Origin of the sequence: Pseudoalteromonas sp. S1609, from assembly GCF_005887255.1 — a bacterium.
GTDB lineage: Bacteria > Pseudomonadota > Gammaproteobacteria > Enterobacterales > Alteromonadaceae > Pseudoalteromonas.
Window position 1 is genome coordinate 29,974 of record NZ_PNDJ01000009.1, and the last position, 12,837, is coordinate 42,810.

General features: G+C 41.0%; 17 protein-coding genes. 11 read left to right on the top strand and 6 right to left on the bottom strand.

Going from position 1 to position 12,837, the window contains the following annotated elements; genetic code table 11:
• Positions 1-69 precede the first annotated feature (69 nt).
• The 7 genes from lptM (at position 70) to CWB76_RS03350 (ending at position 5,096) form a co-directional block, all read left to right on the top strand.
• Positions 70-249: an LPS translocon maturation chaperone LptM gene (gene lptM, locus CWB76_RS03320; RefSeq protein ID WP_010392638.1), complete on the top strand. Its 180-nt coding sequence runs from the start codon at positions 70-72 to the stop codon at positions 247-249.
• Positions 250-1,503 (top strand): diaminopimelate decarboxylase, encoded by a 1,254-nt coding sequence (gene lysA, locus CWB76_RS03325; protein WP_138605437.1) that lies wholly within the window; start codon positions 250-252, stop codon positions 1,501-1,503. It abuts the gene before it with no gap.
• A 64-nt stretch (positions 1,504-1,567) separates the two neighbouring features.
• Positions 1,568-2,398: a diaminopimelate epimerase gene (gene dapF, locus CWB76_RS03330; protein ID WP_138605439.1), complete on the top strand. Its 831-nt coding sequence runs from the start codon at positions 1,568-1,570 to the stop codon at positions 2,396-2,398.
• Positions 2,395-3,006, top strand: a complete 612-nt coding sequence (locus CWB76_RS03335; protein ID WP_010392634.1) for a DUF484 family protein — start codon at positions 2,395-2,397, stop codon at positions 3,004-3,006. The genes dapF and CWB76_RS03335 overlap by 4 nt, the downstream gene beginning before the upstream one ends.
• On the top strand, positions 3,003-3,947 hold the full coding sequence (locus tag CWB76_RS03340) for a tyrosine recombinase XerC (protein WP_075170870.1): 945 nt from the start codon (positions 3,003-3,005) through the stop codon (positions 3,945-3,947). The genes CWB76_RS03335 and CWB76_RS03340 overlap by 4 nt, the downstream gene beginning before the upstream one ends.
• 10 nt (positions 3,948-3,957) lie before the next feature.
• A complete protein-coding gene (locus tag CWB76_RS03345; RefSeq protein WP_138605440.1) occupies positions 3,958-4,662 on the top strand; it encodes an HAD-IA family hydrolase in 705 nt (234 codons plus the stop codon).
• Positions 4,663-4,736: 74 nt separating this feature from the next.
• Positions 4,737-5,096: a HopJ type III effector protein gene (locus CWB76_RS03350; RefSeq protein WP_010392629.1), complete on the top strand. Its 360-nt coding sequence runs from the start codon at positions 4,737-4,739 to the stop codon at positions 5,094-5,096.
• A 14-nt stretch (positions 5,097-5,110) separates the two neighbouring features.
• On the opposite strand, the gene CWB76_RS03355 is transcribed toward CWB76_RS03350, so the two are convergent.
• A complete protein-coding gene (locus tag CWB76_RS03355; protein WP_138605442.1) occupies positions 5,111-5,530 on the bottom strand; it encodes a GNAT family N-acetyltransferase in 420 nt (139 codons plus the stop codon).
• A gap of 40 nt (positions 5,531-5,570) precedes the next feature.
• Entirely contained in the window at positions 5,571-5,876 is a 306-nt protein-coding gene (locus CWB76_RS03360) for a DUF6482 family protein (protein WP_008109023.1), read from the bottom strand.
• Positions 5,877-5,967: 91 nt separating this feature from the next.
• Here CWB76_RS03360 and CWB76_RS03365 point away from each other — a divergent pair, with 91 nt between their 5' ends.
• The 3 genes from CWB76_RS03365 (at position 5,968) to CWB76_RS03375 (ending at position 8,364) form a co-directional block, all read left to right on the top strand.
• The gene (locus CWB76_RS03365) at positions 5,968-6,657 is read left to right on the top strand and encodes a pseudouridine synthase (RefSeq protein ID WP_010392624.1); all 690 of its coding nucleotides are present in this window, start codon (positions 5,968-5,970) and stop codon (positions 6,655-6,657) included.
• Between the two features lie 111 nt (positions 6,658-6,768).
• Positions 6,769-7,143 carry a BlaI/MecI/CopY family transcriptional regulator gene (locus CWB76_RS03370; protein ID WP_054202882.1) on the top strand — a complete coding sequence of 125 codons (375 nt, stop codon included), beginning with the start codon at positions 6,769-6,771 and terminating at the stop codon, positions 7,141-7,143.
• A gap of 9 nt (positions 7,144-7,152) precedes the next feature.
• Positions 7,153-8,364 (top strand): M56 family metallopeptidase, encoded by a 1,212-nt coding sequence (locus CWB76_RS03375; RefSeq protein WP_138605444.1) that lies wholly within the window; start codon positions 7,153-7,155, stop codon positions 8,362-8,364.
• 74 nt (positions 8,365-8,438) lie between these two features.
• Here CWB76_RS03375 and CWB76_RS03380 read toward each other — a convergent pair whose 3' ends face one another.
• The gene (locus CWB76_RS03380) at positions 8,439-8,822 is read right to left on the bottom strand and encodes an MAPEG family protein (RefSeq protein WP_138571066.1); all 384 of its coding nucleotides are present in this window, start codon (positions 8,820-8,822) and stop codon (positions 8,439-8,441) included.
• 242 nt (positions 8,823-9,064) lie between these two features.
• On the opposite strand from CWB76_RS03380, the gene CWB76_RS03385 reads away from it, so the two are divergent.
• Positions 9,065-9,946 (top strand): DMT family transporter, encoded by an 882-nt coding sequence (locus CWB76_RS03385; protein ID WP_138595980.1) that lies wholly within the window; start codon positions 9,065-9,067, stop codon positions 9,944-9,946.
• A 40-nt stretch (positions 9,947-9,986) separates the two neighbouring features.
• Here the strand turns inward: CWB76_RS03385 and CWB76_RS03390 are convergent, their stop codons facing one another.
• The 3 genes from CWB76_RS03390 to CWB76_RS03400 form a co-directional block, all read right to left on the bottom strand.
• A complete protein-coding gene (locus CWB76_RS03390; RefSeq protein ID WP_010392612.1) occupies positions 9,987-10,304 on the bottom strand; it encodes a DMT family transporter in 318 nt (105 codons plus the stop codon).
• On the bottom strand, positions 10,304-11,836 hold the full coding sequence (locus CWB76_RS03395) for a bifunctional GNAT family N-acetyltransferase/carbon-nitrogen hydrolase family protein (RefSeq protein ID WP_010392609.1): 1,533 nt from the start codon (positions 11,834-11,836) through the stop codon (positions 10,304-10,306). Before CWB76_RS03395 ends, CWB76_RS03390 begins: the two co-directional genes overlap by 1 nt.
• A gap of 88 nt (positions 11,837-11,924) precedes the next feature.
• The gene (locus CWB76_RS03400; protein ID WP_138595982.1) at positions 11,925-12,773 is read right to left on the bottom strand and encodes an MBL fold metallo-hydrolase; all 849 of its coding nucleotides are present in this window, start codon (positions 12,771-12,773) and stop codon (positions 11,925-11,927) included.
• Positions 12,774-12,837: the final 64 nt, after the last annotated feature.

Genomic DNA, 12,837 nt, shown 5'->3' on the forward strand with positions numbered 1-12,837 from the left:
CGCGAATAGCTGCATTTTTTAGATATTCTGTTACTCTGCGATTATAAAGCCAGCAACCGTATTAATCTAATGAAAGCGACATATACCTTACAATTAAAACAACTATTAATCAGCACCGTATTGTTGTGTGCATTAGCTGGCTGTGGCCAAAGCGGCCCGCTGTACTTACCCGAGCAGCCTGCTGAACAAAACCAGCCAACTGACATTCCTAACAAACAAACACCCGCCGAACAACAACAGGAGCAGTAAATGGATTTTTTTAATTATAAAAACAACCAACTATTTGCTGAAGATGTCAGCGTAGCAACCATTGCACAGCACTATGGTACGCCGTGTTATGTGTATTCCAGAGCCACGTTTGAACGCCATTATTTAGCGTTTGCTAATGCGACTCAAGATCACAAAAGCCTAGTGTGTTATGCCGTTAAAGCAAATTCAAATATTGCGGTGTTAAACATATTGGCACGACTTGGAGCGGGTTTTGATATTGTCTCAAAAGGCGAATTAGCACGGGTGATAAAAGCCGGAGGCGCTGCTAACAAAGTGGTATTTTCTGGGGTTGCTAAAACGGCTGACGAAATTGCTTATGCGTTAGAATTAGGTATTAAATGCTTTAACGTTGAGTCAATTTCAGAGCTTGAGCGCATTTCAGAAGTGGCCTGCGAGCTTAATTTAGACGCGCCAATTTCTATTCGTGTTAATCCCGATATTGATGCCAAAACACATCCGTATATTTCTACTGGACTTAAAGAAAATAAGTTTGGTATTGGAATCGAGTCTGCATTAAGTGTGTATCAACATGCGGCATCATTACCTGGCTTAACGATTGTTGGCGTAGATTGCCACATTGGCTCACAGCTTACACAAACCAAACCGTTTTTAGAGGCGCTTGATAAACTACTGGCATTAATTGATGAATTAAAAAATGCAGGTATTGAGCTAAGCCATTTAGATATAGGTGGAGGCCTTGGAGTAACCTACGACGACGAACAACCTCCGCACCCAAGTGAATATGCAGCACAAGTAACGCAGCGCCTTGCAAATTACCGTCACCTAGAACTGATTTTTGAGCCCGGGCGAGCCATTGCCGCAAACGCGGGGGTTTTAGTAACACAAGTTGAGTTTATTAAACAAAACCAAGACAAGTATTTTGCGATTGTAGATGCGGGTATGAACGACATGTTACGCCCATCACTGTATCAAGCATGGCAAAAAATTATTCCTGTATCAGTGCGTGATGACGAAACACCTACCCACAACTATGACGTGGTTGGCCCGGTGTGTGAAACCGGTGACTTTTTAGGTAAAGACCGACCACTGGCACTCAAACAAGGTGATTTGTTAGTACAGCGAAGCGCTGGAGCCTATGGTTTTACCATGAGCTCAAATTATAACTCACGTCCACGAGTTGCCGAAGTAATGGTCGATGGTGAGCAACATCACCTTATTCGCGAACGCGAAACTATCGAAAGCTTATACCAAGGTGAGAAAGTTTTACCATAAACGTTTTTGCCAACTAGCTGCTCTGTGGCATGATTAGCACAGAGCAAAACCGAATTAGAGCGCTATGTTAGTTAATTTTTCCAAAATGCACGGCTTAGGTAACGACTTTGTTGTGATTGATAACATTACACAAAACGTTTTTTTATCTCGTGATCAAATCAAAAAGCTGGCCGATCGCCATTTCGGCATTGGGTTTGATCAACTACTGATGGTTGAAGCCCCTTACTCACCCGATCTCGATTTTCACTATCGTATTTTTAACGCTGACGGCCACGAAGTAGAACAATGTGGTAACGGTGCGCGCTGCTTTGCCCGCTTTGTACGCATGAAAGGCTTAACCAATAAACATAAAATCAGCGTGTCGACTAAGTCTGGTAATCTCACCCTGTATATTGAAAAAGACGGTCAAGTAACCGTTAATATGGGTCACCCTAATTTTGAGCCAAATAAAATTCCACTCAAAGCAACCAAACGTGAGCTGACTTATATTATTCGCGCAGAAGAGCATACCGTTTTTAGTGGTGCCGTATCTATGGGTAACCCTCATTGCGTAATGGAAGTAGACGATATAGAAACAGCCCAAGTGGATACCCTAGGCCCGTTGCTTGAAAACCATGAGCGTTTTCCACAACGCACGAACATTGGCTTTATGCAGGTTATCTCTCAAGAGCACATTAAACTCAGAGTATGGGAGCGTGGTGTAAGCGAAACACTTGCTTGCGGTACCGGCGCGTGTGCTGCCATGGTGATTGGTTTTATCCAAAATAAGCTCACCAGTACAGTACAAGTTGATTTACCCGGCGGTAGCTTACAAGTGCGCTGGAGTGGCGAGGGCCATCCAGTGCGTATGACAGGTCCCGCTGAACATGTATTTGATGGGCAAGTTGCACTATGAGTGAATTAACTAAACAGCAAGTAATAGATTACTTACAACAGCATCCTGATTTTTTAATTGAGCAACCTAAGCTGTTAGCGCAACTTGAGTTACAACAGCAAGTACAGGGTGCTACTTCATTAGTGCATATTCAGCAGCGCCAATTACGCGAGCACAATACACAGCTAAAAAATCAAATAGACAGCATGAGCAAAAATGCGACCCAGAATGAACTGGTTTATCGTTTATTTAGCCAATGTCACCGACAGCTGTGGAGTAATTACGACTTTAATACACTGGCCAGTAACTTACGCAATATTATTTGTATGAGCCCGACTATTAATGAATGCAAACTCGTTAGATACGATAATGCCTTTGAAGAGTTAGTAAAGCATAGACTGTCAGATAGTAATCATTATTTAGGCCGTGTAAATCAGCAAGAACGCGACTTACTCTTCAACAATGATACCCAATCAACCGCACTTTATTTAATTGGTGAGCCGAGTAACCCCTACGCAATTTTGGCTTTTGGCAGCCACGATGAAAACCACTTTGAGCCCTCACAAGATAACTTATTTGTATTAGATTTTGTGCGCTCATTGCAAATACGGTTACTGGAACTGGCATGAGTGATAACGCGCCAAATATAAGCGACTTAAGCGATAGCTGGCGTACACCCATTACATTATTTAGTGATTACTTAAAATTTGAACGTCAATATTCAGCGCACACTGTTAATCAGTATGTCAGCCAATTAGGTTTTGCCGCCTTGTATTTTAATAAACTGTGCGATAATTGGTTTGCGGTACAAAGTGAGCATATTCGTCGTTACAGTATGGCACTGCGGGCAAAACAATTAAGTGGCAGAACAATCAGCTTAAAATTAAGCTGCATACGTAGTTTGTATAAATTTTTAAAAGCAAAAAATATTACTGAGCAAGCGCATTACCATAATCCGGCACAGGGCATAAAAGGCCCTAAATTTGCGCGGCCTTTACCTAAAAATCTTGATGTTGACCAAATGGCTCGTTTACTCGAAATACCCGATGATGATCCACTTGCCATTCGTGATAAAGCGATGATGGAGCTGATGTATTCATCAGGTTTACGCATTAGTGAGTTAGTTGGCGCTAACATGCAAGATATAAACACTCGTAGCGGTGAAATATTAGTGCGAGGCAAAGGCGCCAAAGAACGCCTAATACCGGTTGGCTCTAAAGCACTTGAGGCGTTAAACAATTGGCTAGCAGTTCGCCCACTATTTATGGGCTCAGATGAACATGCAGTATTTTTGAGTAGCAAAAAAAGCCGTATTTCTGTACGCCAAGTTCGTTTGCGTATGCAAGAATGGGGGATAAAGCAAGGTATTAGCTCGCAAGTTCATCCGCATAAATTACGCCACTCATTTGCGTCGCATATTTTAGAGTCGTCTGGGGATTTACGAGCAGTGCAAGAGTTATTAGGCCACAGTAGTTTATCTGCAACCCAAGTTTATACTCATTTAGATTTTCAGCACTTAGCCAAGGTGTACGATAACACCCACCCACGTGCTAAAAAAAGAACCGATTAGAGCAGCAACTATGATCCGATTTAATCGCGCAATTTCTCCTTTTTCTGTGCTAAGTTTTGACTTAGACGATACCTTGTACGATAACCGCCCTATCATAACCGCAGCCGTTCAGGCGCAAATTGATTATTTAAATGCGCTACCAGGCTACAAAAAACAAGGACCACAGTTTTGGCAGCAATGCCGTGAACTCGCGGCACTACAGCAGCCAGAACTTATTGATGACGTCACACAATGGCGTAAGCATACCTTGCGCTTAGTATTGTCTGAATTAGGTTTTAAAGGTGATGAAATAGAGCATCATGCAAATAAGGCGTATCAAGCATTTGCTGATGAGCGAAGCAATATTACGGTGAGTGAAGACGTACTAATATTGCTTGATAAACTAAGTCAACACTACAAATTGATTGCCATTACTAACGGTAATGTAGAGGTTGATCGATTTAATTTAAAAGGTAAGTTTGAACTGGTGTTACAAGCAGGCTTGCATGGTAAAGCCAAACCACACACAACATTATTTGATCAAGCCGCAACACATTTACGTATCAAAAACAGCGATATTTTGCACATAGGTGATAGCCTTGATAGCGATGTGCAAGGTGCTAACAACGCTGGCTGTCAGTCTGTATGGCTGAATAATCAAGCACAAACTTATGCCTACAAAGGGCTGGCTGATATTGAAATAACCAACATTCATGCGTTAACCCATTTAATATAACCTATGCTTGTTTTACTAATAATATAAGTTAGAGTTAGTTAATTAACGACATATTATAATAACAAGGACAGCGTATGACGCTCACAGATTATTTAACAACGCTCGCAGATGAGCCAAAAAGTATTAGCTTTGCTGATACTATGGCCGTTATTGATGAGCACTATACTTTTACAGCATGCAGCTTCAGTAACCATGGGTTATTAAGCTCTGCGAGTGAAAATAACGGTTCGTGCAAAATTTTTGCATTTGCTAAGCTCAACGGTCTTAGTAAACAAAATACCTTAGATTGTTTTGGTAAATTTTACCGTGAAGATGTACTAGACAACCCAAGCGCCGATGATCACATGAATATTCGTACGTTTATGTTAGCGCCCGAGGCAACACCGTTTTTAGGCATTAGCTTTGATGGCACGCCTTTAACCACAAAAGAGTAATATTCAAATCAGCATTATTTGGCCGCTACCAGCGGCTTTTCCATAAAGTAGCGCGTACCGTTGAGCGGATAATTATTTAATTGATATTTAACCTGATAACCACGCTTTTCATAGAAAGGCTTGGCTTGAAAGTCTAAGGTGTCAAGCTGAGCCTGAACGGCACCCATTTCAATTGCTGCATTTTCAAGTGATGTTAATAACGAATCAGCCAAGCCATTGCCTCGTGCCGATTCAGCACACCACAACCAACTTATTAGCAGCCAATTGCCAAATACATGACCGCTTATACCGGCAACTAATTCATGATGTTTATCGAGATATTTAAAGCCGAGAGCTTGGCGCTCTGCGTCGAAGTGTTGAGCATTAAACTCAAGCATATTAACACGCAGTGCTTGGTTTAATTGCTCAGTATTATCAGCATGCAATAGGTACATTGGCTATTCCAAATAGACCTATTTTAGCAAATACCTGATGTTAAAACAGGTTATTTTGTCCAAAGGGAACTTCAAGCATATTGCTAGAAATTTTTTCCGGTTGACCACACATTTCATCATAAGCGCTGGTATGCCTGAGCATCATTTGCGCGTAGGCAATGTCTTCAAAGCGTTTTTGAATATGTAATGGGCTGACTGCCTTTACAAATTCACCATCGCTTTCTTGTACATAGTATTCAACATTATTAATGACAACAGACACTTGATACAAGGCCATTTCCAGTGAATGAACCACCACTTTTTGTAATGGCTGATGCTTTTTTAGTTCTGAAAATTGAATACCCATATTAACCTACCTACTGTTAAATTAACTGTCCAAGTAATCAATACGCAGCTTTGCTATAATCGCGATCAGATTTTTTTAATTACGCGCTATCATGGATACAAAAATTCGACTCGCAAAGTACATAGCGCATGCCGGTGTTTGCTCACGCAAGCAGGCCTCGCGTTTGATTGACGAAGGTGTGGTCATGGTTAATAATCGCCCCGCAAATCATATTGATCATGTGGACGAAAACGACAGTGTCATTGTTAATGGCCAAGCCATTAAAGGCCCTGCCGATTTAGTCTACTTTGCTTATCACAAACCAGTAGGAATTGATTGTAAACTCAATCAGCACGACCCAAGCAGCCTTATTCATCACTTGCCACAACTAACACGGGTATACCCTATTGGTCGCCTTGATAAAGACTCACGCGGATTGCTTATTTTAACCAATGATGGGGATTTTTGTAACCAGCTGATCCACCCTGACTTTCATCAGCCTAAACGCTATTTAGTAACCGTCAATAAACCTTTAGATGCGGATTTTTGCGAAGAAATGGCTGCAGGCGTCCCTGTCGACAAGCAAATGACTTTGCCGTGTGAGGTGACTAAAATCACTGACAATCAGTTTAGTATTATTTTAAAACAAGGACTAAATCGACAAATTCGTAAAATGGCGCATTACTGTGGTTACAAAGTGATTGATTTATACCGCGTACAGATCAGTGAATTACTGTTAGACCATTTAAATTTACCTGAAAACCAGTTTATAAAAATTAATAAAAGCGACATTTTAGGCTAACAAGCTCACGCTACCCCCTCACTTTAATGCGATTAAAAAATATAAAATAAACTTGCAAAAATAGATTACAAGTGTAGTCTTAAATTAAAGATTACACTTGTAGGCAATAAAATGATCGAATTATCAAAAGCAGAATTTGAAGTACTCGATGCGCTATGGATTAGCTACCCCGCTAATGCCAGCCAAATTATTGAGCGCTTGAGTGATGATAAACAATGGCACGAAAAAACCATTAAAACCTTACTAGGTCGATTAGTTAAAAAAGGAGCGCTTAGCTTCGAAAAAGAAGGCCGCCAATATATTTACACCCCCTGTATAAATCGTGCTGATTACACCCAAAAAGAAAGCCAGAACTTTATTGAGCGTTTTTTTAGTGGCCGCATAGCTCCGTTGGTAAGTGGTTTTGCAAAATCAGAAAAACTCTCTCAACAAGATATAAACGAGCTTAAAAAAGTCATAGATGACTGGGAAAAAAACCAAAAGTAAGGGATTCTCATGGTTATTCAAACAAGCTTTAATTGGCTAATAGAGCAACAACTATTATTGAGTCTGTTGTTTGCAGGATTTGTTTTACTTGAGCGCTTTGGCTTAAAAGCAATTGGTTCGCAGCTTATTTATAAATTAGTGTGGTTAATACCAGCCTCGCTGCTTGTCGCTAATTTACCCAATGCAATTAGGCCATTACAAAACAGTCCAATTAGTCATTATATCATTACTCCAAATCAACCATTAATAAGCACTATTAGTATTAACTGGGCGCTATTTTATGTAGTTATTACGGCACTGCTTTTATTCGCCACTTGGATTATTCACCGCCGATTTGTAAGCAACCTACAGCTTTGTGAAGTAACAAATTTACAAGCAGAAATAAGCTTAGGGGTAAAAACCTTTACTAGTCATCAAGTGGCAACACCTATGGTAATTGGGGTACTAAATAGCAAGCTAGTTTTACCACACAACTACAATACTCTGTTTGATAAAGCCACATTGGCGCTTATTTTAGAGCACGAAAATGTGCATATAAAACGCAAAGATAACCTAACAAATGCGCTGCTATTACTGGCTACAATTTTAATGTGGTTTAACCCTTTAGCTTGGATGGCATACGCAAGCTGTAGACGTTTGCAGGAGCTAACTTGTGATGAACGGGTACTAAGTAATAAAACCACACAGCAACAAATTTTATACAGCAAAGCCTTAGTAAACTGCGCTGCCAATGCGCCAGCGGGTCTGATGGCTTATTCACACTACGGAGATAAAAAAACCATGTTACAACGACTTACTAATATCAAACATAACGGCGCACATTCGCGCCTAGCAAAAGGAAGCGTGTTACTTATAGCAGCAAGCTTGCTCAGTGGCTTAGCTGTTGCAAAGCAACCTGAAGCATCAGCTAAAAAAGAAACATCTATCGCTCCCGTAATGCGAATCGAACCGCTTTACCCAAAACAAGCGGCGGAACAAGGCATTAGCGGTTCAGTGGTATTAAAATACGACATAACCCCAGCAGGAAAAACAGCTAACATTACTGTTGTAAAAGCTGAACCAGAAGCAGTCTTTAACAAAGAAGCAAAAAGAGCACTGATGCAATGGCAATATACGCCTTCATCAATGGGACAACAGAACGTACTAATACAACTTGATTTTTCACTCAACAGTACAGTTACAAAAAGTGATTTAATAGAGCGAGTTAACATATCGCATTAATGGGAATAAGTGTTTAAGACTATAAAGCAAGCACCCTTTTAGGCTGCTTGCTTTGTGGTTTTTGCTTATTCTCGTTATAAACTGACGGCGATCATGCCAATAGCGGTCCCTATTCCCACCAGCCAAGTGAACGATCGAATAATATCGAGGTTTAAGTAATAAAAAACACAAAATAAAATACGCGCTACAATATGCGTCATCGCTAAAGTTTCGGTTACGGCATTAACATTATTGGTGCCTAACACCACAGCCAAAGCAACGGCAAATACCGCTAGCGACTCAAAACAATTTTGATGTGCGGCCAACGCCCTTGCTCCGAGCCCTGTAAGTTGCGTTTGTTGCTGGCGCGGATGTTTATTATCGTAACCACCGAGCTTATTCATTTCTATAATAGCTGGGATCCTTGCAACATAAGGCATGATCACTGCAATTAAGGCGCAAACCAATAAAGTCGTCATTATCATTCTCAAGTTATTATTTATAACTCAAAATAACACAGCAAAAAGAAAAAAGCCGCCAAATATGAATAACCTGAGCTCTGGCGGCTAGCAGTAACATCCCAGACACTATAGCCGATTTAAGCAGTGCGTCACTGTGGCAAATTGTCGCAGGTGATGAATATTCATTATGCCTTTTTGATGGTCGCTTTCATGTCACAGTACTGCTAAATTACTCCTCCGCTTATTGTATGTTGTTTAAGATGATTTGGATTTTACTGACTATTTTTGCTGCATTTATGCAGTCATGGCGCAATGCTCTGCAAAGTAAATTAAGCACTCATGTGAGCATTGCTGGCGTTACATTAGCCCGTTTTATTATGGCAAGCCCTATTGCTGGGCTGTATTTATATGCGCTTTATTATTACCAAGATGCTCCCTTTCCTTCATTCAACCCTTTATTTATTAGCTACATTATTGGTGCCAGCATAGTGCAAATTATTGCCACGGGACTCATGGTTAAATTATTTAAAATGAATAATTTTGCTGTAGGCGCCGGCCTAGCTAAAAGTGAAGCGCTTATGGCGGCCATACTCGGGTTACTGTTTTTTGGCTCAACGCTTTCATTACTTGGTTGGTTTGGCGTGTTTATTGGTGCAATTGCGGTATTGCTATTAAGTGGTATCGCCAATGTGAAACACTTTAGCTTAAAAACAGCATTAACAGGACTTGCCTGCGGCACTTCGTTTGCGTTGTCATCGTCATGGATCAGAGAAGCCAGTTTAAGCTCAGGTATAGCTTTTCCGTATGCGCCTGCATGGGTTTTATTGCTTGTTATTAGTTTACAAACACTGATGCTGTGTATTTATATTGCCTTAAAGGAACGCGATACATTTAAAACTATGTTTCAGCATAAGGGCATGACTTGTACGGTGAGTATATTTAGTTGCTTGGGATCAATAGGTTGGTTTAGCGCAATGAGCTTGCAACATGTTGCCTATGTAAAAACGCTCGGCCAGATAGAAGTATTTTTTACGATATTGATTGCTGTTTTATGGTTAAAACAACCGCTAAAACGCCAAGATAGCGCTGGGCTATTATTGATTGCAGTGGCTGCGATATTGGTAATGCTGCCGAGCAGCTAAAAAAGCGCAGGTATCAACCTGCGCTTGTTTAATCTAACAATTAATGACTAATTTTTAAGGTGATGACACCACAAATAATCATTAACACACCAGCAATACGACCAAACGTGGCGGCATCACCGTAAAATAATATACCCACTAAAAACGTACCAGCAGCACCAATACCCGTCCATACTGCGTACGACGTGCCCATAGATATTTGCTTTTGCGCCAACCACAACATAAAGCCGCTCGCGACCATAAACGCAATGGCAATCGCGATGCCCTGCCAACGAGTTTCAGGGGTTTGAGAAATTTTTAACCCTATAGGCCAGCCAATCTCAAGTAACCCAGCAATAATTAAATACATCCACGCCATTAAATATCTCTCTTTTTCAATATCACTTCATACAAATCGTGACGGCGGTCTTTTAAGTTACGCACTGTCCCTTCACTGTGAAGAATTTTTAACTTATCCATATCTAAGTCGCTAAATAATAACATTTCTGTATTGGTGGTGGCTTCATTTAGTGTGGCATCGTGCGGAAATGAAAAGTCCGATGGGGTTAGTACCGCCGACTGTGAAAACTGCACATCTAAGCTTTCTACTTCAGGTAAGTTACCCACAGAGCCTGCAATAACCACATAACATTCGTTTTCAATGGCACGTGCTTGGGCACAATGGCGTACACGCAAGTAACTATTTTTAGTGTCAGTCCAAAATGGCACAAATAAAATATCCAAACCTTGGGTGGCCAAAATACGTGACAACTCAGGAAATTCGACATCGTAACAAATTTGAATACCTACACGGCCTGCATCTGTATCGAATACAGCAATTTTATCACCGCCTTGGATCACCCAATCGTTTTGTTCATGCGGGGTAATATGAATTTTACGTTGCTCGTCTATTTTACCGCTGCGATGGCATAAATAACTAACGTTATATATTTTATCGTCTTCGGCAAGCGGCATTGAGCCGGTAATAATGTTGGCGTTGTATTCTATCGCCATACGCGACATGGCGTTTTTAAAGGTCTCAGTGTATTCGGCTAAATACCGAATTGCCTCGGTTTGGTTACTTTGTTCAGTTAATCCCATCAGTGGCGCATTAAAAAACTCAGGGAATAAAATAAAATCGCTTTTGTAATCAGATACCGTATCAACAAAGTATTCAACTTGCTTAAGCATTTCTTCAACCGATTCAACACAGCGCATTTGCCATTGCACAGCTCCTACGCGCACGATTGATTTAGTTGACTCAATAACGGTGTCGGTTGGCTCATACATAATGTTATTCCACTCAAGTAATGTGGCATAACCGACCGACTCCTGATCTTCAGGTAAATATTTTTTTAATAATCGTTTAACCTGAAAGTCATTAGCTAATTGAAAACTGAGTATGGGATCGTATAACTCTTTTTGATCGACCTTTGCAATGTATTCCATCGGGGTCATTTCGCTGCTGTGATTGTAATAACGCGGAATACGCCCACCCGCCAAAATAGCGCGTAAATTATACTGACGACACAATTCTTTTCGCGCATCATATAAACGACGCCCTAAACGCATGCCACGGTATTGCTCACTAATGGCAACATCTAAACCGTATAAAGCATCCCCTGTGGTGTCGCTAAATACACGGTCGTGGCCGTCGGCAATATCTTCATAGGTATGCGGGTTTGAAAAACGCGCATAATCTACCTGTACACTCAGCGCTAAACCCACCAGCACGCCGTCATCCACAATACCGATTTGCCCTTCAGGGAACTGATCGATGAGTCTAAAAATAGTATGGCTTGGCCATGCTCCGCCTAGGTCGGGGTAAGCTTCGTCCATCAAGGTTTTAATTTGTGGGTATTGTTCTCGGGTTAAGTTACAAATTTCAAGATGGGTTTTTTCTGCCGACATACGCAACTCCTTGGGGCATGTAAGAATCAAAAAAGCTGAACACATGCTCAGCTTTATTAGGTTTATGCGTTTTTATTCGCGCTTTGCGCTACTTTAAACTGCGATAAAAAAGTGTGGTTACCCGCTCTTTAGGTAACCAATTAGCATATTCAAGGCCAAGTTCTGACAATGGATCTGCTTTAAGTACCTGCTCTAAACTGGCGTCATTTTGCATTGCTTTTAGCATAACATCTTTCGCTTTTTGCACCAGCTTACGATACGTGATCAGTCCTGAACGGTCACTTAGCGGGCCATGACCAGGAATAACTTGAGTTTTATCATCAATCTGATTAATCACATCATCAACCGCCGCTAAAACACCATCAACGCTACCCCCGCTGTCTACATCAACAAACGGCAGGCTGCCAAAGTTAAAGTAAATATCGCCCATGTGCACAATATTATCATTATTGAAAAAAATCACCGCATCGCCATCGGTATGGGCATGTTGATAATGCACAACATGCGCTTGCTCATTATTAAAGTGCAGTGTTAAATCATCACCAAAACTAATTCGTGGTAGGTAATCCGACCCTTCGCCATGTTTTTCTTTTAGGCGTTTATGTACATTATTGTGGGCAATAACATGGGCTCCGGCTTTAGCAAAGTTTTCGTTACCACCGGTGTGATCGCCATGATGATGAGTGTTAATTACAAACTCTGCACTGCCTGGCTTTAAGTCGCTAATGGTTTTTTTAATATCGTCTGAGAGTTTGGCAAACTGATCATCAATGATATATATGCCATCATCCCCTACGCTGGCTGCAATGTTGCCACCTTGTCCGTATAGGACGTATACATGCTCGCTCAGTTGCTTAGCTGTAACTGGGTTGTCATCCGCCGCCGCGTAGTTGCTTAGTAGTAAAGTCGTTATTAATGCCGGTAGTAATTTTTTCATTGTTGTAACCCTATAATTAATAATCATGGTTATAAAACGTGATAGCAACTTATTTAGCTCACTC